Here is a 24,061-nt window from a genome sequence, read left to right on the forward strand (position 1 = left end):
ATAGCTTTATAAAGCACACCGTCAACCCTCGCGGTTTTATAAGTATCTTCCTGAGCAAATAAACAATTGGATCTAATAATTAAAACGAGGAGGATAAGGAAGGCTTTCATTCAGATGAATTTACGCATCTAACTTAAAACAAAAGGGTGAATCATAATAAACGTTCTACCCTTTTGTGCCAGATTATTATGAAATAGATTACTTAATTCCTGTGAATATGCAACCCGTTAAACTGTCTTTTGCCATTTTCATACGACGTGTTGCCCCTGGCAAAGCGAGGGTATTTTTGACTGTATTTTTTAAATACGCTGTCGGGCTGTTTTTTGCCGTTTACAATCAATTCTTCGCCATTAAATGAAAGCTCATGTAATGCTCCTTCATCAGGGATAATATGATCTGCCACTAAATCGCTTGTCATCAGCTTTAACTGGCGTTGATCTTCAGCTGCCTGCTCCTGGTCTTTTTTTGCCTGGATCTGGTCTAAGTGAGCTTGTTCCTGATCACGCTTCGCCTGTTCCTGATCCCGAGCTGCCTGCTCCTGGTCGCGTTTGGCTTGTTGCTGATCTTTTGCTGCCTGTTCCTGGTCGCGTTTAGCCTGCACCTGGTCACGTTCGGCTTGCTCCTGGTCAAGTTTTGCATGGGCCTGTTCGCGGCTCGCTTGTTCCTGGTCGCGCTTCGCCTGCTGCTGATCACGGCGGGCGTGTTCCTGATCAATTTTAGCCTGTGCCTGATCTTTTTTAGCCTGGATCCTGTCTTTCCTGATCTGTTCGCGAATGGCAGCAATAACTGTGCTGTATTCACCCCATTTGGTCGACGGGATAATTTCGCCGTCAACAGCCAAAGCTATCAGCTTGTTGTTTGCCAGCTCCATTTGGTAAGTTTTACCTTTCCAGTTGGTTTGGATACGTTCGCGACCTTTACCATCAAAGGTGTCGTAATTGTTATAAGAGTTGAGGGCCGTTTTTTTCCCTGGTTTCTGAGCGTTTGCCGCAGTTGTTAATGCTGTTGCCGCTATCAGCAGCAGGGCACTTCTTAAATAATTTGTTTTCATTTTTCCGTTGATTTAAAAGTTAAAAATTGGGCAATAGCTTTCCCTTCTGCCCACGGGCAGTTTTAAAATTCAATTACATTTATGATTATTACATACCGCGGCCTATAAAGCAGGGTGCACTCCCGCCTTACAACCCAAATAAGAAAATTGGCTGCTTAATCCTGAACGCTTGTTTTACTCCTTATAGGTGCTGTTTTTTTGATTACTTACCTGCGCCTGATCTTTTACCGCCTGCTCCTGATCGCGCTTAGCTTGTACCTGATCTCTTTCGGCCTGTTCCTGGTCAAGTTTAGCCTGCGCCTGATCGCGCATGGCCTGTTCCTGATCGCGGCGCGCCTGTTCCTGGTCTATTTTAGCGTGCTCCTGGTCGCGTTTGACTTGTTCCTGTTCCCGGTTAAACTGCGCTTTATCAAAAGTCGGCCGGTTTTCCTGTTCGGCTCGCTGCTTCGCCGCCAATGCGTCGCGCTCAAGCTGCTCCTGCGGAGACACCGGATTAGCGTTAGCTGCAACCATATTTTCATTGGCACGGACAGGTTTCAGAACATTGGCAATGTATTTACGTTTTGAATATTTAGGCCTATCTGCCCGCTTAACAATTACTGCAGATTGGCTGCCGGCAAATGAAGCTGCGTGTTGTTCCTGTTTATATGTATGATTATTACTGCTTTCCGGATAATTAATTTTCCTGATCTGTGCAATGGCAGCGGTGGCTATAATAGCAGAAAAGATGATAACACCGCCTATCAAAAACGCCCTCTCACCAGCAGTTACTGTCTTGATCTTATTCCCCAGGATGCGGCTTACCCTTTGCAGCAGCTGATTTTTTTTGCCGGGAAATGCAACTGCATAACTCGCGCCGTAAAGCGAATGTTCTTTAAAACTGATCAATGCCTGTATAAACTCACGTTTATTTTTTGTTTGGGCGAGGGCAATATCGTCGCAACAGTTTTCCCGCTCATCACGAAGCAGGGACGAGATCCATAATAAACCGGGATTGAAGAAAAATATGGTTTCGGCTACGGTTTGTAAAAAGTTAACGATATAATCATACCTGCGGATGTGGGCCAGTTCATGCAGCAATACCGCTTCAACTTGTTCGGGCGGCAAACCTGACAGCAAACCTGCCGGGATCAGGATAACCGGCTTCAGATGCCCTATAACCATCGGCATTTTTACAAAACCCGACTCTAATAGCCGTACAGCCCGTTTCAATTGCAGCTTTTCGCAAAGCAGCTCAACCCTGCTTTTCCAGTAACCAACCGGTTCGGATATCTGCCTGTGTTTAGCGGTATGGATAAACATGAGCCCGCCCATCATCTTTACCGAGCGGAACAGGAAAAATACAAACCATAGCAATACAACCATTGGTGCGTTGGTTGTAAAATACCCGATACAGGTATTGGCAAAATTCCGGATCCCATCGGCATTAAGATTTAATAAAGCCGATGCCCTGCCCCCTATGGCATTACCAAACTGTACCATATTTTGCTGCGGATGCTTGCTCCACTCCCAGGCAAAAGTGAACAGACAGGCGCCAACAAATAGTAAAAACTGTACAAGCACCAGGTTGTACCTTATTGCCGCGCTTGCTTTTTTGGTGAGCAGCATCACCACCGCGCTCACCACCGACAACAACAAACCCTGCCATAGTGAATGGATCAGCATCCAGCTAAACGCCTGTATCAGGCTTTGGGAAATGATGTTGGAGTTAAGGAGCAGGTACATATCTGTAAAGTTTAATTATTGATCGTCCATGTTTTTGAGCAGCTCTTTTATTTTTTTGAGTTCTTCGGCCGATGTTTTGTCGTTACCCAACAGGGCTACCATCAAATCGCTCGGCGAACCGTTATACATTGAATCAACAAAACGACCAAGCATATTACCCTTCACCTTACTTTCCTCAACGGCCGCGCTGTAAATGTGCTTCATATTGGTTTCGTCACGCTCAAGCATCCCCTTCTCTTTCATTACCTGCATTAGCTTAAGGGTACTGGTGTAAATTACCGCTTCCTTTTGTTCATTAAGCTTATCATGCACAAACCGCACTGTCGACGGACCGTACTGCCATAACACCCGCAATACATCCATTTCGGTTTTGGTAGGCGTTACATCAGCAGGAATACCCTTTTTAAACAAACTCATAAACCAAAGGTATGTATTAAAAACGTACGTTGCAATAGCTAAGTTGTTTTTTATTGAAAAAAATCAGCCATAACAAAAACAACCACCCTAATACTAAGGTGGTTGTACATTATAAATATAAGATCAGTCGTTTAAAAACTCTTGGCGAAGGTTAAGCCTACCCTTCCGTCCTGGTAAGTTGGCAATAATAAGGAGTTATTGTTTTTGCCCTTTTCATTTCCGCCGCGAAACACGCTGTTACGGATAAGCGGGTACAGGTAATAAGCCGCCTTGGTTGATAAGATCCCAAAACCAGCCCCTGCTATGATATCACTAAACCAGTGCTTGTTGTTATACACACGCAGGATTGCTGTAGTGGTTGCAAAGGCATATCCTATACCGCCATATATGGGCGATCGGTCGCCATATTCCTGGGCCATAAACTCGGCAGAGACAAAGGCATTGCCGGTATGCCCCGAAGGGAACGAAAACTTATCGGAGCCATCCGGCCGCTCACGGTGGGTTACGCGTTTTAAACCAAAAGTGGTGCCGGCAAATATGGCTTCAGAAAGCACCAGCAGCATGGTACGGTCAATAAATGTATTTTTACCATGAATGCCGACCAGGTTCAAAGCATAAACTGAAACTATTGGCGCATATTGGAGTGAATTATCAACACTGGTGCGAAAACCGGGATGATCCTTGTTCATGTCATTCCGTACACGGTAATCAATATTACGTATAAATCCTACTTTTAACGATAGCAGGCCATAAGTGATAAAAGCAGCCGGCGGTATGTATGATGGAAACTTACTTTGAAGATGCTTAACCGTATCGGGCAATGTCAGGATATTCCTGGCAGAGTCTTTTTGCAGAGAATCCTTCTTTACAGCATCTTTTTGTAACGTATCCTTAACCTGGGCATATGACGGCAGCGAGAACGAAGCTGCCAATAGCATCGAAATAAAATAAAACCTGAACTTTTGCAAAGAATCCCCCTTATTAAGCGCTGATAAAATACAATTATACAGTTCAATTCTGTATAATTTCTGAAGTACGTAAACAATAAATTAACACGCTGTTAACGTAAATTATATTAAATATGTTGTATGCCGTTTAAAATTGATGAGAGGCAGGGCCTTCATTTTAATTGTTCTTTTAACAATAAATAAAATTACCTATGTTTGATCTGTACTCCTTATAAACCACCAAACTATCTGAATGAAGATCATCAAACTTATCCCCTGCCTTTTATTATTTATCAGCAGCCGCATTTTTGCCCAGGATCAGGCCAATATCACCATTAACCTACATGATAAAATTGGCGATATGTACCCTTTTTGGGCATGGTTTGGACATGACGAACCCAATTATACCTATATGAAAGACGGGCGAAAGCTTCTTTCAGAACTGGCAGCATTAAGCCCTGTACCGGTACGCATGCGGGTTCATAACCTGCTCACCAGCGGTGACGGCACAGCGGCGCTGAAATGGGGATCGACAAACGCGTACACTGAAGACGCCAATGGAAACCCGGTTTATAACTGGCGTTTGGTCGACAGTATTTTTGATACTTACATTAAACTGGGCATGAAACCTTATGCACAGATTGGTTTTATGCCCGAGGCTTTGTCAACTCATCCCAAACCATATCGCCATTACTGGAAACCCGGCGATAACTATGATGATGTTTACACAGGATGGGCCTACCCTCCCAAAGATTATAATAAGTGGGAAGAGCTTATTTATCAATGGGTAAAGCATTGTGTACAACGCTATGGCCAGGCCGAGGTTGAAAGCTGGTACTGGGAAGTGTGGAACGAACCGAACATAGGCTACTGGAAAGGTACTATGAAAGAGTTCTTTAAACTATACGATTATGCCGCACATGGTGTAAAACGGGCACTGCCCACTGCACACATAGGCGGACCGGAAGTTGCAGGCGGCTCAAGCCCCGGCGGAATGAAATTTTTGAATGCTTTTATTAAACATTGTATAGCTGATACCAATTACGCGACAGGCAAAATAGGTTCGCCTATTGATGTGATCTCTTTCCATGCCAAAGGGCAGCCTACGCTGATCAATGGCCGGGTGCGCATGAACATGGCCCCGCAGATCCGCGATATCAGGGAAGGCTTTAAAATTGTGGCATCATACCCCGAAACTAAAAACACGCCGATAGTAATAGGCGAATCGGACCCGGAAGGTTGTGCAGCCTGCGGCATGGCTACCAACCCGTCAAATGCTTATCGTAATGGCACCATGTATTCGAGCTATACGGCAGCGTCGATAGCAAGGGAATACCAACTGGCCGATTCATTAGGCGTAAACTTTATGGGCTCCGTATCATGGTCGTTCGAGTTTGAAAACCAGCCCTGGTTTTATGGCTTCCGCGATTTGGCTACAAACGGAATTGATAAGCCGGTACTTAACGTTTTCCGGATGCTGGGCATGATGAAAGGCAAACGCCTGAAAGTAACCGGCGACCAGATGTATTCGCTTAAAACCGTAGCTGATTCAAGCATCAGGGGAAATAATACAGATATCGGTGCTTTGGCAGCCGCAGATAAAAAAGAAATGACCGTATTGCTGTGGAACTACCATGACGATGACCAGCATGATGCAGGGAAAACCGTAAAGATCAGGATAGAACACCTGCCACCCACCTTTGTAAAACTAAGTCAATACCGCGTTGATGATGAGCATAGCAATGCCTATGAAGTGTGGAAAAAGATGGGTTCGCCGCAAAAACCTACAGCCGCGCAAATTAAGGAACTTGAAAAAGCAGGGCAATTACAACAGTTCGGCAAACAGGTTACGCTACAGGGTAAATCAGGGCTGGCAGGTGCCACTGTATTGTTACCAAGGCAGGGCGTGGCACTTTTAAAATTTAGCTGGTAGATAAACTCATCAATTGCCATGGTAGGGATAATTTTAATAGATAGTTAACACCGATCCTAATCAGGATAGCATAATTACCGTTAACCCGGAAAACAAATAAAAACCCTCCTCCCGCAAAACGGGAAGAGGGTCAGCATAATCAACACAACGGAGTGAGTGGGTTGGTCAAAGTTTCATAAACCTTATAAAGCAAATCCGTAAGCTAAACGCAGGCCAACCATACCGAAATGATCCTGGTTAGCGCCCGAAAAGTTTTCATAGCGTACACTTACATCCCAGGTTTTATTGGCCCAGCCTATACCAGGCGAAAGATCAAGCCTGTGCGGCCCCCAACCCTCCTCCAGTTTTTCGTAAGCGATACCAGCTTCGCCGGCAACATATACACTTGGTACAAAAAACTCCTTGAAACCAAATTTAATAGGGATTTCACCATAGCTTGGATAGCGTTTACCTGTAACCGGATTTTTTTTCTGGAAAAAATGATACCCGCCCATAGTATAAGTAAGCGCGAAACTATTGCTTATACCATATTGCAAACGGGCTGTACCACCTAAAGTAAAAGTAGTGCCAATTTTTGCCACACCTGTAGGCAAGCCGGTTTCAATTCCTAAACCTAAACGGAACGCATTTGCAGGAGTGGTTTGCGCTTTTACCGTATTGGAAAAAAACAGTGCTCCTGTCACAAGGGCCGCTGCTGTTAACTTTGATAGTAATTTCATGTAGTAAATATTTTGTGTACATAATGATTACTACCATTTTAGCAAAGGCGTTGCCTCAGGTTGCAGTTTTTTTTATAACGGCAATTATATCTACCTGCAAAATACTACTCTTTGATATAATGCACCCCGAGAACACCATCGGCGAAAGTTGTGCTTTTTTCCAGTTTAAGTTTTATTTCCGTATTGGGAAACAGCGGAACACCCGCGCCAAGTACTATCGGATTTATAAACAGCCAAAATTCGTCAATCAATCCTTCCTGCATCAAATAACGGGCAAGACCGGGGCTGCCGAACATGATGATCTCGCTGCCTTCCTGTTTTTTGAGGTCTGAAATCCGCGCCTTTACATCATCACTGATAAATTTAATCTTATCGGTATTTTGCCGGGCAGTAGTTTCAGACACTACATACTTAAGTGTATTATTATACCATGTAGCGTGTTCAATATCATGCTTTGAGGGGTTTGGCCCATCGGCTGCTGTTGGCCAGTAGGCGTCCATCATTTCAAAGGTTTTACGACCATATAGGGCAGTATCAGCTACCTGTGTGCGGGCATTGGCATACTCAAACAGCTCGTTGCTCACTTTGATCCAGTCCATAGCGCCATCAGTGCGGGCAACCATACCGTCGAGCGAAATGTGCATAAACAATACTAAGTTTCTCATAATATCAGTGATTATATTTTTTATGTCAAAATTAAACCGGTGCTCCTTCGTATGCAGGGGGCTAAAGCGACTTTTAAAGGGTGTAAATATGACTATAGTAAAAAGGCCATGCTCCCGCACGGCCTTCTGTTATCAATTATAAATTACTTTACAATGTAGCCATATCAATTACAAACCTGTAACGCACATCGCCTTTTTCCATACGGTCATAAGCAGTGTGAATATCCTTGATATCAATCATTTCAATATCCGAAACAATGTTATTTTCGGCACAGAAATCAAGCATCTCCTGGGTTTCTTTAATGCCGCCAATTCCTGAACCTGCTAAGCTTTTACGGCCACCCAATAAGCTGAAAGCAGCAATCTGGGCTGGTTTAGGCGGAACGCCCACACAAATATGAACGCCATCGGTACGTAATAACGACAGGTACATGTTAAAGTCATGCTCGGCCGATACGGTATCCAAAATAAAATCGAAGGAGTTTTTAGCTGCTTCAACCTGTTTTGGATCGGTAGTTACCACAAAGTGGTGAGCACCTAATTTTTTAGCGTCTTCTTCTTTCTTAGGCGATGTACTTAATACCGTAACATCGGCACCAAAGGCAACACCGAATTTAACCGCCATATGGCCTAAGCCGCCTAAGCCAAGCACGGCAAGCTTATGGCCTTTGCCTACTTTCCAGTGCCTTAGCGGCGAGTAGGTTGTGATGCCGGCGCATAACAACGGGGCAGCGGCGGCCAGATCAACCCCTTCCTTAAGGTGCAGCACAAAATCCTCATTAACAACAATGGTGTTTGAGTAACCCCCATAAGTGGGTGTTTTATGATCCTGTTCAAGGCCGTTATAAGTTTGTGAGCTGCCATTGAGGCAATATTGCTCAAGGTCGCGTTTACAGTTTTCGCATGTACGGCATGAGTCAACCAAACAGCCGGTAGCGGCAAGGTCGCCAACTTTAAAACCTTTTACATGCTCGCCAACTTTAACTACGCGGCCAACAATTTCATGTCCGGGCACCATAGGAAAAATGCCGGGGAACCAATCGTTTTTGATTTGGTGCAAATCGGAATGGCAAACGCCGCAGTACAAAATATCAAACTGCACGTCATGAGCACCAACTTCGCGCCTCTCAAAAGTCCAGGGAGCAAGCGGCGTGGTTTCACTTTGCGCGGCATACGCTTTTGTTTCAATCATGGTAGTAAATGTTAAGTATTGTGAATGATGATTTATTGATTTGGAGGGGATCTCCATAACAAATGTACAATCATATTTTACAAATATTACCCGTCTGCGGCGTTGAAATAAAAAAACTGACACTTGAATGGATATTATTAACCACAGATAAAAGCAATCATTTAATTTAGCATAAAGATTAACATCGCATGAAAATAGCCATTGTCACTCCGCCTTTCCCGAAATCAATTAATGATGGTTTGCAACAAGCCGAAAAGCTGATTAAGGATGCAGCGTCACAACAGGCAGAGGTTATCTGTTTTCCTGAATCATACATACCGGGATATCCGGGTATGATAGCCGATCCGGAGCCAACATCGCCGGAAATACTGCAATCAGCATTAAATGAAGTATGCAGGATGGCCTCTGAAAATAATATAGCAGTAATTATGCCTATGGATTGGTACGGCAAAGACGGGCTTTTAAACCTTGCACATGTAGTATCCCAAACCGGCGAAGTGCTTGGATATCAAACTAAAAACCAGTTAGACCCATCGGAAGATACCATTTGGGTGCCGGGCAACCAGCGAAGTATTTTTGAGGTAAACGGCTTAAAATTTGGCATTACCATTTGCCACGAGGGTTTCCGTTATCCCGAATCGGTAAGGTGGGCAGCCCGCAATGGTGCGCACATTGTTTTCCACCCGCATTTTTCGGGCAGTAATACCGAAGGCGTGCTGCTTACGGAATGGGGAAGTATGGCAAACCCCTATTACGAAAAGGCCATGATGATGCGGGCGCTGGAAAATACCGTCTATTTTGCCAGTTCCAATTATGGTTCGCTTTATCCGGAATCGGCAAGTTCGATTATAGCACCGGATGGCACCTGTTTAGTTTACCAGGCTTATGGCACAACCGGTGTAATTATAGCTGATATCGATTTAGAAAAAGCTACCGGCTACCTGGCTAAAAGATTTAAACCACAGTTGTACGATTATTAAAAGCGCCGATATTTTAACCATTATTTGAATTTTGTAAATAATGGATTGATTTATTAAAACGCCTCCCCTCCTATCTGTTTTACTTTTGTATCAAAACAAAAAGAAATGGAAAACAGAAATAAAATTGCCGTAGTTACCGGCGGCAGCCGTGGCTTAGGCCGGGACATGGCCTTAAGGCTTGCCGAAAAAGGAATAGATGTTATTATAACCTACAATACCAATGCAGAGGAGGCAGCAAAGGTGGTTAACCTTGCAGAACAAAGCGGCGCAAAGGCAGCAGCATTGCAACTCAATACCGGAGTAATTAAAAGCTTTGATGCATTTACCGAAAAACTGCGTGAAGTTTTGACGGATAAATTTGGAACCGATCATATCGACTTTTTAATTAACAATGCGGGACAAGGCGGTTACAGCGCCATCAGCGATGTTACCGAGGAATTTTTTGATGATTTGTTGAACGTGCACTTTAAAGGTGTATACTTTTTAACTCAAAAATTGATCCCGTTGATGGCCGATGGCGGTGGGATTGTCAACGTATCATCCGGGTTGACGCGGGTATCAGTTCCGCGTTCTTCGGCCTATGCATCCATGAAAGGCGCGGTAGAAGTTTTCACCCGTTACCTGGCTAAAGAACTCGGCGCAAGAGGTATCAGGGCCAATGTGGTTGCTCCCGGTGCTATCATGACCGATTTTGGCGGCGGCCATTTGCGCAATAGCGAAGAAACACAGAAAATGGTGAGCAGCATAACTGCATTGGGCAGGCCGGGCGTTGCAGAAGATATCGGCGGCGTAGTAGCTTTTCTTTGTACCGAAGATGCGCGTTGGGTTAATGGCCAGCGTATTGAAGCATCAGGTGGTATGGCTATTTAAATGGAGAATATCCAAATTGAGAGGAGTTTATTAATACCAATGAACTCCTCTCAATTATAACATCTTTCATTTCACTATCCCAAGCAATTCTACCTCCCCAATATATATATAACCAGGTGTCGTCGATTCGCCGTACCCGAGTTTAGCCGGAATAAACATCCTGTATTTACTGCCAACGCTCATCAATTTTAAACACTCTGCCATACCTGGAACCATTTGATTAACAATACGTTCGACCGGCGTACGGCCCTCGTGGGTGTCTTTAATTTCCTTACCGATTATAGTGGCCCACGAGCAAATGTACTTAACTTTATCTGACGATAATGGTTTTGGCCCTGAGCCCTGGCTAATTATTTCGTACTGCAGGCCGCTGGGTGTGGTAATAATGCCAGGCTTCTTACTATTTTCGGCTAAAAACTTCTCGGCTTCTTGTTTTACATCTACCGGCGATTGCCCGGAGGCAACAGGTTGCTGTTCTGGTTTTACAACATCAGATTTAACCTCTGAGCTGCCATAATTTCCAGAACCGGTAATGGTTTCACCGTTTGAAAGTTTACAGGTAAATGTAAAACTACTGGTTGATGTTTTAGTAAGCGTGCCACTTGAAGACCCCTCTGGTTGGTATTTACCAGCATTAAAGAAGGGTAAGATAAAATGTAACTCGCAATTACCGCCCAAACCGTTTCCTATATTATAGGTTCCGCTACTGTTCTGGGGCATATTATAAATCCATACTGTTCTCTCGTCCGATTGCATTGATACAGATATACTACCACCATTACAGTCCTGATCTCGGGGTTTAGATGTGCATTTCCCGGCGTATCTGAGCCCCTTATAGGTAAATTCCCCGCTATTACCTTTTATCCCGGTTCTTGTACTACCGCTATTACTTGTATTTTGACTGCCCTGGTTAGCTGTTTGAATATTGGCCGCCGGCGTATTTTGTTTATTACCCGCCGGGGGATTGAAATTGGTGCTCTGCTGCTTTTCACAAACAGGTTTTCCTGTATTAGTATAAACCAAATTCGCCAGTTTCCATCTTTTTATAATGTCACCACTCATTTTATGTACAAAACGAGTTGTTTCACCGGGTTGGGTAACGTGCTGATCTCCAAAATGAACCTTCCCCTTATCATCTAATAAATTAAACAGGTAAGAGACGGTTTTGTCATTGTTATTTTTAACTTCAAACCACATGTGTACCTGGTAATTTAAGGCGTTGCCCCGCTCCACGAGATACCTGTATTCGATATTAGGATTACAATTGTCAATGCTAAAAGACTGCCAGTTTGACCATTGGAGAGAATTTTTGACCGGGGCCTGCTGAGCCTGGGTTGGTTTTTCCTGTAAAGTAACGAGATCGAACTGAAAACGATATCCAGGTTCGGGACAGCCTCTGTCCTGGCTTACCAATACTTCTGCAGAGAGCGTAAGCCGGCCATCAGGTAAAATATCCACCCATTGCCCGTGCCAATTCTGATTGTTTGAAAAATTAATACTGTAAATCTCACTTTCAATTCCATAATGGCCTTCATACCAGCCACAGTCATTACCGTTGAAAGTTAACGCCGTTGCCTTCAATCTAACCGCTTTATCACTGTTGTTATTTTTTACAGTTCCGGTAACTCTATAAACATCTAATGTAGCTTTACACTTTTCTTCGTATCGTGTACCTATTTTTTTATTGCCGTCATAGCTAATGGTGACACCTTTTTCACTATAGGGAAGCTGCCCAAAACAAAATGTTGTACTTAATAGCACAATAAACAAAACGAAAAACCTTTTCATTGCAGGAGGGGATTAAGTTATATTGGTTCCCGTAAATTTGCGACAATCCCGTCATAGAAAAAATAGCTACTTATAGCTATTTTTCAATTTATTACACCCAACACTCCTTTATTGTTTTCTCACTAATTCAACAGATTTACAGGGAAGCGTGACATCAATGATGCATTAAACAGGATTATAGTTGCTAAAAAAACACTGACCAATCGCATAATATTACATGCAGTTCTAAAATCACTGCAATATTTCCAATATCGCAATCACCGCGTTATTGCTTAATGCTTCCATGTCAGCCTCTTCCAACTGCCATAACGCCAATCCGTCACGCTCATGCATCAGGCGGCCCTGCAGCTCAAAAGCCCCGGCAAGCACAAATGCGTAAAACAACGATTTATTGTTTTTAAGTTGATAAAGCGCATCCGCCCTCCCGCCAAATACCCCTGCATGCAATCGAAACGGATGCATTCCGCTGGTGGGGACCAGGTCGATCAGTTCATTTTGCCTGTTGGTAATATCAAATTTAAAAACCGCGTCGCGCGGTAGATCTATAACCTCATCATCTTTTAACTGAAAATAAATGTAATTGATCCAATCGCTTTTATAAAGATTAGTTAATTCAAGCCCCTCACCGGCAACAGCATAACCTACAAACAGCTCTCCAACATCAATCAGGCGGATATCTCCATTTACCCTTTTTAACAATACCTCGCCGGTTACCGGCATTAAAATAAACCAGCCGGAGTTTTCGACGGCGACATCAACCGAACTGCCGCCCGCCAGCATTTCATCATTCCATACCTCCAACCGGCCAAAGGGTTTACGATGCTCATTAAAGTAGTTACCATAGTTAAAACTGCTGTAACGCCTCAAGGTGTGGGTTTTCGTGAAACCTCTTTGGTCGGCTAAATGTATTTGTCCCGGTGAGATCTTTTCCATGTTAATTGTGATATTGCAGTGAAGTTATATTTATATACGGCTGCAATTGCATAAGGTTAGTAGATATGCTATTATTTTCGGCAAATTGTTGGATTTCTGGTGTATGATCAGATATCAGCAAGTAGCTGTCGATGGTATCATGCCAGATCAGTGGTTCGGAATAGAAATTGACCGCGATCTGGTGCTTGTCCTTATCATTAATATCCGAATTGATGATCTCCAGCTGAAACTTGCTGAATGTAAGGAACCGCCGGCCAACATTATTTAAAATATCGGGCATAATACCGCCAAGCTGCTGAATATAACCGGTAACCGATGGTATAACCATACCGGTTAAACGCTGGGCATTGGGCACATTCCTTAACAATTCAGCATAAGAAGTATAGGCTGTTCCCTGGCTAAAATTCTGGGCCTGCATTTTAAATTCCAGGTAGGTGCTTTCAAAAACCAGCTTATCCCATTGCTTAACCGACCGGATATCGATGATTTTACGATAACATAAAATGATGACGCGCTTTTGCATATGATGGTTCAAAAAACAAAAACGCCGGCGACAGCCGGCGCCCTGTTACAAAACAAGATTAAAATTTTAAGCAGGCACACTTAAACTGATAGCTAATACAAAACCGGCAGTGGTGCTACCGGTAACAGTAGCAGTTTCAAGCGTATACCCATCGCTAAACACATTATCACTCGCATTATACGTATATCCGCTCATGCCTTTAGCATAACCGCTAACAGCCGCCAGGGCCGTGCCGGTGCCCTCCGGAAAAGCGATCTGCGTTACTTTCAATGATGTACCCGATGAGTTATACACATGAACGTGAATATGCGTAGCCCTGCCCGTATACCAACCTGGAAATATAGAAGTAAAAGTTACCAGGCCATTTGAATCGGTAGTTTGCCTGCCACGCAAAAAATGTACGGAAGTATAATTTGTTGATTGTGTGCCGCTGCCGCCATATTCAGAATAATTGCCTTCCGCATCGCAATGCCAGATATCAACCAACGCTCCCGAAAGCGCGCTACAGCTATTATTACTGTTGTTGATTGTAATTTTCACGGTAAGCTTATACCCTGTACGGCCATCGGTAATATCGCTCCTTACATATGATGCAGGCGAATGCGTTGGATACGGACCTTCCGTTTCGGTAGGCACAACACTGCAAGTGCCTGAATCGGTTGAACCTGAAGTACTGCCGGAAGATGAAGTTGTAGTAGTTGTGGCGGTATCCGCATCTTTTTTGCAGGCTTCAACCAATACCGACGATGACACTGCGCCGATTACCAGGCTTTTTAAAAAGTTCTTTCTTTCCATTGTATGTTCTCCTTTTAAGTTTAATCTAAATCGTTGATTCAAAAGTAAAAGTGGTATAGTCAGTGTTGAAACATGTGTCGGTTAGCTGCCTTTTTGTGTCGATAAACGGCAAATTATCTGTGTGCGGGAAGATAAGATTGTATAAACATACAGTTGCATGACAACTTTAAACCGTCAAATTTCTCTATCTTTGCATGTTTTTTTGAGAGTATATAATATTTATGGCATTAAAAAGCAGTGCGGTGATTACCGGTGTAGGTGGCTATGTTCCTGACAACATTTTAACTAACAGTGATTTAGAAAAAATGGTTGAAACTAACAGCGACTGGATAGTTTCGCGTACAGGGATCAAAGAAAGAAGAATCCTCGCCGACAGATCAATGGCTACTTCAGACATGGCCGCCTTTGCGGTGAAAAATCTACTTGAAAATGCCAAAATTGATCCTTCTGAAATAGACTGCGTTATTATAGCCACTTCAACACCCGATTACCTGCTTATCTCTACCGCCAGCATCGTTTGTGATAAATGTGGTTTAAGCAATGCCTGGGCGTCTGACGTTAATGCAGCCTGCAGTGGTTTCCTTTATGCCTTTACCCTTGGCTCGAGCCTGGTTGAAAGCAACCGTTATAAAAAAGTAATAGTTATCGGTGCCGATCAAAACAGCGCCATTGTAAACTATGCCGACCGTAACACCTGTATCCTTTTTGGCGACGGCGCCGGCGCGATATTGCTTGAACCATCTACCGAAGATATTGGCGTTATTGACAGTGTATTTAAAACAGATGGGCACGGCAGGGAGCATTTATATGTACCCGGCGGCGGCTCTATGAACCCGGCATCAGAAGAAACTATTGATGGCAAACTACATTATATACGCCAGGATGGCCGTGTAGTTTTTAAAGCTGCTATAAAAGGGATGACTGAAAGCTGCACATCTGTACTGCAGCGTAACAACCTTACCATAGATGATATCAACTGGCTAATACCCCACCAGGCAAATTACCGCATTATCCACGCCGTAGGTGATGCTTTGGGCCTACCTGAAAGCCGTGTTAAGATCAACATCGACCGTTATGGTAACACCACAGCTGCCACTATCCCGCTGGCGTTATGGGATTACAAAGAAGATTTTAAAGAGAACGATAACATGATCCTGACAGCATTTGGCGCAGGGTTTTCATGGGGCGCTACTTATTTAAAGTGGGGTAAATTGAGATAAGCAACCTCAGCCCAACCCTCTCCAAAGGAGAGGGAGTTAAAATTCAACTCAATGACTACTGAAGAACGAATTAAAGAAGCCGAATCACGGATATTCAAAACCGTGTTCCCGAGCGACACCAATCATTACGAAACACTTTTCGGAGGTTCGGCAATGGCCATGATGGACGAAGTAGCTTTCATTACGGCCACCCGCTTCACCCGTAAAAAAATGGTTACCGTATCATCCGACAGGATCGACTTTAACCGCCCTATCCCTGCAGGTACCATTATTGAACTTGTTGGCCGTATATCCCATATCGGCAATACCAGCCTAAAAGTCTTGGTTGAAATCTATATTGAAGAAATGTACTCCTTTGTGCGCGAAAAAGCCATCACCGGCACTTTTACCTTTGTTGCCATTGATGATCATAAGCACCCGGTAAGCGTTCTTTAAGCTGAAGGCTTAAAGCGGAAAGCTAAAAGCCAGAAACCGCTATCCTATTACCATTATTTAAAGATGCTTAAAAAAAAGCTTTCGGCCTTCGGCTTTAAGCTTTAAGCTCTCTTAATGTAGTTTCTTGCGCTTCAACAACCCGCCTGTAGTGTCATCAATACTTTGCTGTACAATAAAGGCCTTGGGATCGATACGAAGAATAGTTTGTTTTAATGATGGAATTTCCAAACGGGTAGCCACTGTGAAAACAATATCACGGGGATCATTCACATGACCGTCTTTTCCATAACCACTTTTCCCCTGGTAAATGGTAACACCCCTACCAAGCGTAACCGTTATCGCCCTCCGTATCGCATCGCTTTTGGTCGAGATCACGGTAATACCCGAGTATTGTTCGATGCCGTTCAGCAAAAAGTCGATCATTTTGGCGGCGGCCATATAGGTTAATATCGAATACATGGCCGGTTCAACGCCCAGTACCGAGGCTGCAACCCCAAATATCAAAACGTTAAGCAGCAAAATAAAATCGCTCACCTTAAGCAGCTGCGTTTTTTTACTTACCAGTACGGCGGCTATTTCAGTGCCATCAAGCACAGCTCCGCCGCGCATGGCCAACCCGCTGCCGGTACCAATAAATACACCGCCGAATACCGCGGTAAGCAATTTATCATGAGTAACATCCGGAAAGCTGACCAATGCCAGGCAAAGCGATAAAAGCGCAATGGCCCCCGTGCTTTTAATCGCGAACCAAAGCCCAAGCTTGCGATAACCAAGCCACAAGAAAGGAACATTGATAACAAAGATCAATATCGATATAGGAATAGAGGTTATATCAGATATCAGCATGGAAACCCCGGTGGCCCCTCCGTCGATAAAATGGCTTGAAAGTAAAAAACCCTTAAGGCCAAAAGCTGCTGATAAAATCCCGAGTCCGATATTAGCTGAATCCTTGATGGTGTTGATTGCCTTCATGCCCAAATATAGCTTTTTGGGGCTAAAGGCGGGTATTTAAACACAGCCGAATGTTTATAAACTAACTTTTTTTACGTTTACTTAACCACCACCTGTATCGTATTCCTGCTAATTTGCTCCAACAAAATAGTTTTACCTTCTGTTAGTTGCTTAATAGTATTTACCCCATCATGGCGTACAGTAATGAGTGTTAAACCCTCATTATACTTCACTTTAAAATCCTGCTTAAGACCACTTAACAGCTTTTCAAAACGTTCTTCGTTCAGGTCGAAACAAACTGAAAAACTTAATGCGGAAGTTTGCATCACATTTACCTTAACATTATTTTGAGCAAAAAGGCGAAACACATCGCTTAGGTGATCTTCCGTTATAAACGAGTAATCCTTGCCTGATACTGATAGCAATACCTGGTTCTGCTTCAAAATGATCACCGGTTTTGTAAACTGATTATGTCCATCCTCTTTAATTATGGTGCCTGGTGCTGATGGATCTGTAAAGGGCTTTACCAGCAATGGGATCCGTGCATTCTGTAACGGCTTGATAGTTTTTGGGTGGATGACACTGGCCCCGTAATAGGTCATTTCGATGGCTTCCGTATAGGAGAGCTCATCAAATTTAACCGTATCAGCAAAAAATCTCGGATCGGCGTTCAGGATGCCCGGAACATCTTTCCAGGCGGTAACCGATTCGGCACCTAAGCAAGCTGCAAATATAGATGCTGTGTAATCAGACCCTTCGCGGCCAAGCGTGGTGGTAAAATTTTCGGAGGTACCACCTAAAAAGCCTTGGGTTACAACAATACTTTTTTCAAGTAAGGTTGGAAGATCCTTGCTGATACTTGCTTTAGTTTTATCCCAGTCAACTATGCCTTCCCTGTAGGTATTATCTGTATGCACATATCCGCGTACATCAAGCCATTTACTTTTGAGCCCAGCCTGGTTCAGGTAGGCGTTAATTATTCGGGTTGACACCAGCTCACCGATGGATACGATCTGATCATATACAAAATCATAGCTATCGTGTGGCTCATCCTCAATGGCCCAGTCAATCTCCACAAAGGTATTGGCAACTTCATCAAATACAGGGTGCCCCGGTTCAAATAATCCGCTCAGAATGTTGTAATGATACTCTTTGACTTGGTTAAAGATCTCATGCATATCATCGGTTTGCTCCATGTAGGCTTTGGTAAGCTTCTCCAGCGCGTTGGTGGTTTTGCCCATGGCCGATATCACGATGAGCAATTGTTGATCAGTATATTGTTTTACAACATTAGCAAGGTTGGTAACACCCGCAGCATCTTTAACTGATGCCCCTCCGAATTTAAAAACAAGCATTTATTTAATGAATTGACTTACAACCGAACCCGGCTGTACTAATGATTTGATCTGTGCGTATGGAATAAACAATTCGGTAATACCGGCCGCGTATGGTTTAATGTCATACTGATTGTACAAAAATTTAATCCCAAGTGGCGTAATGGAAAAATTAGTATTGAGCGCGAATTTGTTATCCTTAAAAAAATAATTGGTGGCGAGAGATGCGGTATCACTTAATTTTTCATTCTTTCTGAAGATCTTTTCGGCAACGGCATTTAATTTATCATGATACCCTTCAACAAGCACATCATCAAGTTTGAGGTTTTTACCGGCTTTGGTATCCCAGTTTATAAAGCCGACAGATGTGCTGCCATGAGCGCCGCCGGTATATGAATAACCCCGCACTTCGAGCGTTGTTAAGCTCGAATCCTGGTGGATTACCTTAACGGAATCATCCAGCGTAAAAAACATTCCCGACCGCAGGTCAGTCTTCCTGAAATCATCATATGATTTCAGGAACTTTTTGCTCATCAGCTCCAGGCTGGTGTCGGGCCTTCCATCCGTAGCAAACATCAATGTAAGCTTACGGGTTACGGTATCATTTAAAGTTTTTGCGCTGTCAAAAACTGGGTAGTTAATTTTCACTACCGTACAGGCGCTATCGGCCTTAGCACCGCAATCTGCCGCCCGTGCTTTGATAACTTTATAAGCATAACGCAGGGTATCAAATGACTTCTCGGGAATTTTATTAGGAACGCCCCACTGGCACGATGATAATCCCATCGCCAGAAAAAACGCCAGGCACAGATTTTTCATAGGTATAGTATTAGTAGTTTAACAACTGCTCTTTTGAAAGCGAAGCATTTAACCAGCCCGCCTCAATATTCGCGCCGTACTTATTGTAAAAGTTAATGGCCGGTTCATTCCAGTCGAGCACCTGCCAAACCATACCGCTGAAACCTTTCTCTTTAGCTTCCCGGAGCAGCCTGTCGAAAAGCAGTTTGCCGATCTTCTTGCCGCGCATCTCTTCGGTTACGATCAGGTCTTCCAGGTACATGCGGGAGCCTTTCCAGGTGGAGTAGCGAACATAGTACAAGGCAAAACCAACCACAACGCCGTCAACTTCGGCCACAAAAGCTTTCCATACCGGGTTAGGGCCAAACCCGGTTTCTTCAAAATGCTGCAAGGTTACGGTAACCTCGTCCGGGGCTTTTTCATAGAGGGCAAGCTCATGCACCAGCTCCATCAGGCGCGGACAGTCGGTTTGAATAGCTTCCCTTATAATTAATGCCCCGGCCCCCTGAAGAGGGGGCTGACTTTCAATTTTATTTTCTGTATTATTCATGTTATTAATTGTCTGAACTCGAATTAAACGAATTAAGAGAATTTATCGAATTTGGCAAACATTCAGTCAATTCTGCGCCGTTGTTGGTGTTGTCACCAACAACTTTCTATTTATTTTAACAGGTGTTCAACTTTTTTAGGTGTGAACACTTACAGATATTCCACAAAAAAATCAATTGATAATCAACCATTTAATTTTACGGATTATTGCCCATTCAAACAAAATGAACACATAATAACTGACAATCAAATACTTAGCTTTTTCACAATCTTACAAACTGAACACCCGTTTTTAAAAAATTGAACACTTAATTTCATTTCAAAAAACATGTTGTTGGTGACAACACCAACAACGGGCGGAACGCGCGGGATTTTCGTCTGAACCGGAATTTATCGAATTAAGCGAATTATTTGAATGGTAATTTCATTCTGTCAATTCTTTAATTCCATAAATTCCGGTTCAGACAAATTCCAGTCAATTATTCTTCCAATGCTTAATTACCCTGCCTCCAAATATCGTGCTGCCCAACCTTACCATATTACTGCCCTGCTCAATAGCCAGTTTATAATCCGACGACATACCCATTGACAGGACATCAAAACTTTCTTCCTTCCGGAAATAGCTTTGTTTGATGCCCTCGAAAAAGGTGTTCAGTTCGTAATATTCTTCTTTAATCTGCTTTTCGTTATCGGTATTGGTAGCAATACCCATCAAGCCACGGATACGAACGTTCTTTAGCGTAGCAAATTCATCAGACCGCAGCAACTCAATCGCTTCATCAAAACCCAGTCCGTATTTGGTTTCTTCGTCGGCTATATAAATTTGCAAAAGGCAATCAATTACCCTTCCGGCTTTTTCAGCATGTTTGTTGATCTCGTGCAAAAGCTTCAGGCTATCAACAGACTGGATCATACTTACAAAAGGCGCTATATACTTTACCTTATTGGTTTGCAGGTGACCAATCAAATGCCATTCGATATCTTTAGGCAGTTGCTCATACTTCTCAACCATTTCCTGCACTATATTTTCGCCAAAAAGGCGCTGTCCGGCATCATAGGCTTCCTGTACATCTGCAACAGGTTTTGTTTTTGATACGGCCAATAATATTACCTTATCTGCTTCCGTTTCCTTTTTTAAGCTTCTGATGTTATCTGCAATGCTCATTTATCCGTAAATTTGCTTAATTAATCAGCCGCTAAATTACTGAATGCATAAATATATAACCTTGTTTTTTTCTGCAGCACTTTTTTTATGTGCCTGCAATGGCAAAAGTATTCCCAACGACGTCCTCAAACCCGACGCCATGGTAGCGGTTTTAACCGAAATGCACATCATCGACGGCAGCCTGTATAATACTACGCAGATACCCGATAGTTTGTATAAATACGGCGCGGGTAAATATATTGCCATGTTTCAGCGCCTGCATACCGATACCGCGCATTTTAACCGCAGCATGCGGTACTACGCCATGCAGCCCGATAAACTGCTGGCCATTTATGACCAGGTGGATATAAAAATTAAAAGTAAAACCGATTCGCTTGCCAAAGTGCAAACAGAACAGAGCAAGGCTACGCGTAAGCTCGATTCGTTAAAAAACTTAAATATTAAAACTAAAATAGATTCGGCAAGGAAAACTCATCCGCATGAAAACACGGAAGCCCGCAAAGCCGATTCATTGAAAAATTTAAAAACTAAACTAAAAACCGACTCGGCCGGGAGATTCCATCCCCGCAAAAGCAAGAGAGCCCGCAAAGCCGACTCGTTAAAAAACTTAAAGTCATAACCTGATGCTTTACCCCCAAAACAGTGTAGATAAGCTGGGTTTTACCGAGATAAAAGAACTGATAAAAGCACATTGCCTGAGCGAAATGGGTCAACAGATGGTTGACAAGATCCAGGTGATGAGCAATTACGACCAGATCCATAAATTCCTGAGCCAGGCAAACGAATTTAAGAATATCCTGGTTAATGATGAGGCCCTGCCCATCCAGCATTTTTTCGATATAAAGTCCCTTGCCAATAAAGCCCGTATAGAGGGCGTTTTTTTAAGCGAAGAAGAGTTTTACCAGGTTCAGGCTTCGTTAACCACGGTATTTGCCGTAATTGCCTATTTTAACGAGCGTGAAGGCCTGTACCCTAACCTTGAGGCCCTTTTTGAGCACCTGCCTATTGAAAAGGCGATCCTTAAAAAGATAGACGCCGTGATTGATCAGAAAGGCAAGATCAGGCCCAATGCTTCGCGCGAGCTGATGGAAATTACCACAGGCATTGCCAAAGCCGAGCAGGAAGCCCGCAAAAAAATTGATATGGTTTTTAAAAATGCCACATCAAACGGCTGGGCTGCCGATGGTTCTTTAACTGTACGTGATGGCAGGCTGGTGATCCCCCTGCTGGCCGAAAACAAACGCAAACTGAAAGGCTTTGTGCATGACGAGTCGGCCTCTGGCCAAACAGTTTATATTGAGCCCGAAGAAGTTTTTGTGCTCAATAACCGCATCCGCGACCTGGAATTTGAACGCCGCCGGGAGATAGTAAAAATTCTGACCGCCTTAACTACCGAGTTAAGGCCTTATGTACCTTTGCTGCTCTCCTACCATGGTTTGCTAACCAAGCTTGATTTTGTGCGCGCCAAAGCCCTGTTTGCTATTGATATTGAGGCCGAAATGCCGCAGGTGATAAACGAGGCAAGAGTTAAGCTATACAATGCCCGCCACCCGCTATTGTTCCTGAATTTTAAGGCCGAAAAGAAAACGGTTGTTCCGCTCAATATGCAGATAGACGAAGGTACCCGCATCATCGTGGTATCGGGCCCTAACGCCGGCGGTAAATCTGTTTGTATGAAAACCGTTGGTTTATTACAGATGATGGTGCAGGCTGGTTTACTCATCCCTGCCGATGAAGCCAGTGTTGTAGGTGTATTTAAACAGCTTTTTGTCGATATCGGTGATGACCAGTCGATAGAAAGTGATTTGAGTACGTACAGCGCCCACCTGTCCAAAATGAAAAATTTTGTGGAGCAGTCCAACGGCAAAACCCTGATCCTGATAGACGAGTTTGGCACCGGTACCGATCCGCAATTTGGCGGGCCGATTGCCGAGGCCGTGTTGGAATCGTTGAATCAAAAAAAGGTTAAAGGCATGGTAACCACCCACTACTCCAACCTTAAAATATTTGCCAGCAATACCGAAGGCATTGAAAATGCATCTATGCTGTTCAATAACATTGAGATGAGGCCGCTGTACCAATTGGAGATTGGCAAACCCGGCAGTTCATATGCGTTTGAGATCGCCCAAAAAATAGGCTTGCCGCAAAACGTGCTTAACCTCGCCAAAAACAAAATAAGCGAAGGGCAAAAAAAGGTTGATACCCTGCTGGTTGACCTGGAGCGTGAAAAGCGTTCTATTTTTGAAACCAAACAAAAACTGGACAAACAACAGCGCAAGGTTAATGAGCTGCTGGCCGAAAACGAGAAACTGAAAAACTATCTCGAAGAAAACCAACGCTCGCTCATTAAAGAAGCTAAAGATCAGGCCAAGAATATTATCCTTAACGCCAACAAGCTGGTTGAAAATACCATATCCGAAATTAAGAGCAGCAACGCCGATAAGGAAAAAACCCGCCAGCTGCGCGAAAACCTGAATGTTGAACTTAAAAAGAACACCGTTAAAACTGAGGCGCCAAAACCTACAGCTCCTGTTGATGAAGAGCTGAAACCAGGCGACTGGGTGAAACTCACCGATTCGGAAACTACGGGCCAGGTAATTGAGATCATCAAGGAGAACGTGGTAATTGCCATTGGCGATTTGCGCACCGTTGCTAAAAAGAAACGGGTGATTAAAGTATCTAAATCGTCTGTTCCCAAAGAGATCAGGCGAAATTTCAGTTCGCACACCAATGACATGGCCAGTTTTAGTCCGGAGATTGATGTGCGCGGCCAGCGCACCGAAGATGCGCTTCACGCCATTGAAAAACTGTTTGACCGTGCACTGATGATGGGCTTTAACAACCTCAAGATCATTCATGGTAAAGGCGATGGAATTTTACGCAAAATGATCAGGCAATACCTCAAAAAATATGAACAGGTTGACCGCATGGAGGATGAACATGCCGACCGTGGCGGAGATGGAATAACTTATGTATATTTGAAGTAACGGCAAGGTTAAAATAAATAACCAAATAACAAGGAATGTCATTATAAGGTACGAAGCAATCCCAAACTATACAAAGCGCATTTG

At 43.6% G+C, this 24,061-nt stretch carries 22 protein-coding genes and 1 pseudogene; 7 read left to right on the forward strand and 16 right to left on the reverse strand.

The features are described from left to right. Window positions 1-202: 202 nt before the first annotated feature. From MusilaSJ_RS08050 to MusilaSJ_RS08065, 4 genes are all read right to left on the reverse strand, one after another. Window positions 203-1,051 carry a hypothetical protein gene (locus MusilaSJ_RS08050; RefSeq protein WP_274989486.1) on the reverse strand — a complete coding sequence of 283 codons (849 nt, stop codon included), beginning with the start codon at window positions 1,049-1,051 and terminating at the stop codon, window positions 203-205. 174 nt (window positions 1,052-1,225) lie between these two features. After that, window positions 1,226-2,776 carry a M56 family metallopeptidase gene (locus MusilaSJ_RS08055; protein WP_274989487.1) on the reverse strand — a complete coding sequence of 517 codons (1,551 nt, stop codon included), beginning with the start codon at window positions 2,774-2,776 and terminating at the stop codon, window positions 1,226-1,228. Between the two features lie 15 nt (window positions 2,777-2,791). Next, complete coding sequence (locus MusilaSJ_RS08060; protein WP_274989488.1) at window positions 2,792-3,193, reverse strand: BlaI/MecI/CopY family transcriptional regulator; 402 nt, start codon at window positions 3,191-3,193, stop codon at window positions 2,792-2,794. A 131-nt stretch (window positions 3,194-3,324) separates the two neighbouring features. After that, complete coding sequence (locus tag MusilaSJ_RS08065) at window positions 3,325-4,161, reverse strand: phosphatase PAP2 family protein (protein WP_274989489.1); 837 nt, start codon at window positions 4,159-4,161, stop codon at window positions 3,325-3,327. 232 nt (window positions 4,162-4,393) lie between these two features. On the opposite strand from MusilaSJ_RS08065, the gene MusilaSJ_RS08070 reads away from it, so the two are divergent. Further along, window positions 4,394-6,073 carry a GH39 family glycosyl hydrolase gene (locus MusilaSJ_RS08070; RefSeq protein WP_274989490.1) on the forward strand — a complete coding sequence of 560 codons (1,680 nt, stop codon included), beginning with the start codon at window positions 4,394-4,396 and terminating at the stop codon, window positions 6,071-6,073. 182 nt (window positions 6,074-6,255) lie between these two features. Here the strand turns inward: MusilaSJ_RS08070 and MusilaSJ_RS08075 are convergent, their stop codons facing one another. The 3 genes from MusilaSJ_RS08075 to MusilaSJ_RS08085 all read right to left on the reverse strand — a co-directional run bounded on the left by MusilaSJ_RS08075 (window position 6,256) and on the right by MusilaSJ_RS08085 (window position 8,649). Beyond that, window positions 6,256-6,792, reverse strand: coding sequence for a hypothetical protein (locus tag MusilaSJ_RS08075; protein WP_274989491.1), 537 nt, complete (start codon window positions 6,790-6,792; stop codon window positions 6,256-6,258). A gap of 104 nt (window positions 6,793-6,896) precedes the next feature. Beyond that, window positions 6,897-7,457 (reverse strand): dihydrofolate reductase family protein, encoded by a 561-nt coding sequence (locus MusilaSJ_RS08080; protein WP_274989492.1) that lies wholly within the window; start codon window positions 7,455-7,457, stop codon window positions 6,897-6,899. Window positions 7,458-7,605: 148 nt separating this feature from the next. After that, window positions 7,606-8,649 (reverse strand): NAD(P)-dependent alcohol dehydrogenase, encoded by a 1,044-nt coding sequence (locus tag MusilaSJ_RS08085; protein WP_274989493.1) that lies wholly within the window; start codon window positions 8,647-8,649, stop codon window positions 7,606-7,608. A gap of 188 nt (window positions 8,650-8,837) precedes the next feature. Between MusilaSJ_RS08085 and MusilaSJ_RS08090 the strand changes: the two genes are divergently transcribed. Both MusilaSJ_RS08090 and MusilaSJ_RS08095 read left to right on the forward strand, forming a co-directional pair. Then, window positions 8,838-9,629, forward strand: a complete 792-nt coding sequence (locus MusilaSJ_RS08090; RefSeq protein ID WP_274989494.1) for a carbon-nitrogen hydrolase family protein — start codon at window positions 8,838-8,840, stop codon at window positions 9,627-9,629. Between the two features lie 105 nt (window positions 9,630-9,734). After that, a complete protein-coding gene (locus tag MusilaSJ_RS08095; protein ID WP_274989495.1) occupies window positions 9,735-10,499 on the forward strand; it encodes an SDR family NAD(P)-dependent oxidoreductase in 765 nt (254 codons plus the stop codon). 174 nt (window positions 10,500-10,673) lie between these two features. Here the strand turns inward: MusilaSJ_RS08095 and MusilaSJ_RS08100 are convergent. The 4 genes and pseudogenes from MusilaSJ_RS08100 to MusilaSJ_RS08115 form a co-directional block, all read right to left on the reverse strand. After that, a pseudogene (locus MusilaSJ_RS08100) lies at window positions 10,674-12,287 on the reverse strand (FKBP-type peptidyl-prolyl cis-trans isomerase N-terminal domain-containing protein); the annotation flags it as partial. Window positions 12,288-12,518: 231 nt separating this feature from the next. Beyond that, a complete protein-coding gene (locus MusilaSJ_RS08105) occupies window positions 12,519-13,220 on the reverse strand; it encodes a pirin family protein (RefSeq protein ID WP_274989497.1) in 702 nt (233 codons plus the stop codon). A 1-nt stretch (window position 13,221) separates the two neighbouring features. Further along, window positions 13,222-13,743, reverse strand: a complete 522-nt coding sequence (locus MusilaSJ_RS08110) for a hypothetical protein (RefSeq protein ID WP_274989498.1) — start codon at window positions 13,741-13,743, stop codon at window positions 13,222-13,224. 66 nt (window positions 13,744-13,809) lie between these two features. Continuing rightward, window positions 13,810-14,538, reverse strand: a complete 729-nt coding sequence (locus tag MusilaSJ_RS08115; RefSeq protein ID WP_274989499.1) for a dioxygenase family protein — start codon at window positions 14,536-14,538, stop codon at window positions 13,810-13,812. 221 nt (window positions 14,539-14,759) lie between these two features. On the opposite strand from MusilaSJ_RS08115, the gene MusilaSJ_RS08120 reads away from it, so the two are divergent. Together MusilaSJ_RS08120 and MusilaSJ_RS08125 are read left to right on the forward strand one after the other, a co-directional pair. Continuing rightward, the gene (locus MusilaSJ_RS08120; protein WP_274989500.1) at window positions 14,760-15,758 is read left to right on the forward strand and encodes a beta-ketoacyl-ACP synthase III; all 999 of its coding nucleotides are present in this window, start codon (window positions 14,760-14,762) and stop codon (window positions 15,756-15,758) included. 51 nt (window positions 15,759-15,809) lie between these two features. Beyond that, window positions 15,810-16,193 (forward strand): acyl-CoA thioesterase, encoded by a 384-nt coding sequence (locus MusilaSJ_RS08125; RefSeq protein ID WP_274989501.1) that lies wholly within the window; start codon window positions 15,810-15,812, stop codon window positions 16,191-16,193. A 111-nt stretch (window positions 16,194-16,304) separates the two neighbouring features. On the opposite strand, the gene MusilaSJ_RS08130 is transcribed toward MusilaSJ_RS08125, so the two are convergent. The 5 genes from MusilaSJ_RS08130 to MusilaSJ_RS08150 all read right to left on the reverse strand — a co-directional run bounded on the left by MusilaSJ_RS08130 (window position 16,305) and on the right by MusilaSJ_RS08150 (window position 20,990). Further along, window positions 16,305-17,165, reverse strand: a complete 861-nt coding sequence (locus tag MusilaSJ_RS08130) for a YitT family protein (protein WP_274989502.1) — start codon at window positions 17,163-17,165, stop codon at window positions 16,305-16,307. Window positions 17,166-17,242: 77 nt separating this feature from the next. After that, window positions 17,243-18,499: an aspartate kinase gene (locus tag MusilaSJ_RS08135; RefSeq protein ID WP_274989503.1), complete on the reverse strand. Its 1,257-nt coding sequence runs from the start codon at window positions 18,497-18,499 to the stop codon at window positions 17,243-17,245. Then, the gene (locus tag MusilaSJ_RS08140; RefSeq protein WP_274989504.1) at window positions 18,500-19,297 is read right to left on the reverse strand and encodes a PdaC/RsiV family protein; all 798 of its coding nucleotides are present in this window, start codon (window positions 19,295-19,297) and stop codon (window positions 18,500-18,502) included. Between the two features lie 10 nt (window positions 19,298-19,307). After that, window positions 19,308-19,826, reverse strand: coding sequence for a GNAT family N-acetyltransferase (locus MusilaSJ_RS08145; RefSeq protein ID WP_274989505.1), 519 nt, complete (start codon window positions 19,824-19,826; stop codon window positions 19,308-19,310). A 474-nt stretch (window positions 19,827-20,300) separates the two neighbouring features. Further along, a complete protein-coding gene (locus tag MusilaSJ_RS08150; protein WP_274989506.1) occupies window positions 20,301-20,990 on the reverse strand; it encodes a YggS family pyridoxal phosphate-dependent enzyme in 690 nt (229 codons plus the stop codon). Window positions 20,991-21,033: 43 nt separating this feature from the next. Here MusilaSJ_RS08150 and MusilaSJ_RS08155 point away from each other — a divergent pair, with 43 nt between their 5' ends. Both MusilaSJ_RS08155 and MusilaSJ_RS08160 read left to right on the forward strand, forming a co-directional pair. Further along, complete coding sequence (locus tag MusilaSJ_RS08155) at window positions 21,034-21,609, forward strand: DUF4296 domain-containing protein (protein WP_274989507.1); 576 nt, start codon at window positions 21,034-21,036, stop codon at window positions 21,607-21,609. Between the two features lie 4 nt (window positions 21,610-21,613). Beyond that, complete coding sequence (locus tag MusilaSJ_RS08160; RefSeq protein WP_274989508.1) at window positions 21,614-23,977, forward strand: endonuclease MutS2; 2,364 nt, start codon at window positions 21,614-21,616, stop codon at window positions 23,975-23,977. Window positions 23,978-24,061: the final 84 nt, after the last annotated feature.

Source organism: Mucilaginibacter sp. SJ, from assembly GCF_028993635.1.
Taxonomy (GTDB): Bacteria; Bacteroidota; Bacteroidia; order Sphingobacteriales; family Sphingobacteriaceae; genus Mucilaginibacter.

Excerpts from the sequence above, each read along its gene's own strand:
- MusilaSJ_RS08050 (WP_274989486.1), bottom strand. The coding sequence starts at position 1,051 with ATGAAAACAAATTATTTAAGAAGTGCCCTGCTGCTGATAGCGGCAACA.
- MusilaSJ_RS08055 (WP_274989487.1), bottom strand. The coding sequence starts at position 2,776 with ATGTACCTGCTCCTTAACTCCAACATCATTTCCCAAAGCCTGATACAG.
- MusilaSJ_RS08060 (WP_274989488.1), bottom strand. The coding sequence starts at position 3,193 with ATGAGTTTGTTTAAAAAGGGTATTCCTGCTGATGTAACGCCTACCAAA.
- MusilaSJ_RS08070 (WP_274989490.1), top strand. The coding sequence starts at position 4,394 with ATGAAGATCATCAAACTTATCCCCTGCCTTTTATTATTTATCAGCAGC.
- MusilaSJ_RS08075 (WP_274989491.1), bottom strand. The coding sequence starts at position 6,792 with ATGAAATTACTATCAAAGTTAACAGCAGCGGCCCTTGTGACAGGAGCA.
- MusilaSJ_RS08080 (WP_274989492.1), bottom strand. The coding sequence starts at position 7,457 with ATGAGAAACTTAGTATTGTTTATGCACATTTCGCTCGACGGTATGGTT.
- MusilaSJ_RS08085 (WP_274989493.1), bottom strand. The coding sequence starts at position 8,649 with ATGATTGAAACAAAAGCGTATGCCGCGCAAAGTGAAACCACGCCGCTT.
- MusilaSJ_RS08090 (WP_274989494.1), top strand. The coding sequence starts at position 8,838 with ATGAAAATAGCCATTGTCACTCCGCCTTTCCCGAAATCAATTAATGAT.
- MusilaSJ_RS08095 (WP_274989495.1), top strand. The coding sequence starts at position 9,735 with ATGGAAAACAGAAATAAAATTGCCGTAGTTACCGGCGGCAGCCGTGGC.
- MusilaSJ_RS08105 (WP_274989497.1), bottom strand. The coding sequence starts at position 13,220 with ATGGAAAAGATCTCACCGGGACAAATACATTTAGCCGACCAAAGAGGT.
- MusilaSJ_RS08110 (WP_274989498.1), bottom strand. The coding sequence starts at position 13,743 with ATGCAAAAGCGCGTCATCATTTTATGTTATCGTAAAATCATCGATATC.
- MusilaSJ_RS08115 (WP_274989499.1), bottom strand. The coding sequence starts at position 14,538 with ATGGAAAGAAAGAACTTTTTAAAAAGCCTGGTAATCGGCGCAGTGTCA.
- MusilaSJ_RS08120 (WP_274989500.1), top strand. The coding sequence starts at position 14,760 with ATGGCATTAAAAAGCAGTGCGGTGATTACCGGTGTAGGTGGCTATGTT.
- MusilaSJ_RS08125 (WP_274989501.1), top strand. The coding sequence starts at position 15,810 with ATGACTACTGAAGAACGAATTAAAGAAGCCGAATCACGGATATTCAAA.
- MusilaSJ_RS08130 (WP_274989502.1), bottom strand. The coding sequence starts at position 17,165 with ATGAAGGCAATCAACACCATCAAGGATTCAGCTAATATCGGACTCGGG.
- MusilaSJ_RS08135 (WP_274989503.1), bottom strand. The coding sequence starts at position 18,499 with ATGCTTGTTTTTAAATTCGGAGGGGCATCAGTTAAAGATGCTGCGGGT.
- MusilaSJ_RS08140 (WP_274989504.1), bottom strand. The coding sequence starts at position 19,297 with ATGAAAAATCTGTGCCTGGCGTTTTTTCTGGCGATGGGATTATCATCG.
- MusilaSJ_RS08145 (WP_274989505.1), bottom strand. The coding sequence starts at position 19,826 with ATGAATAATACAGAAAATAAAATTGAAAGTCAGCCCCCTCTTCAGGGG.
- MusilaSJ_RS08150 (WP_274989506.1), bottom strand. The coding sequence starts at position 20,990 with ATGAGCATTGCAGATAACATCAGAAGCTTAAAAAAGGAAACGGAAGCA.
- MusilaSJ_RS08155 (WP_274989507.1), top strand. The coding sequence starts at position 21,034 with ATGCATAAATATATAACCTTGTTTTTTTCTGCAGCACTTTTTTTATGT.
- MusilaSJ_RS08160 (WP_274989508.1), top strand. The coding sequence starts at position 21,614 with ATGCTTTACCCCCAAAACAGTGTAGATAAGCTGGGTTTTACCGAGATA.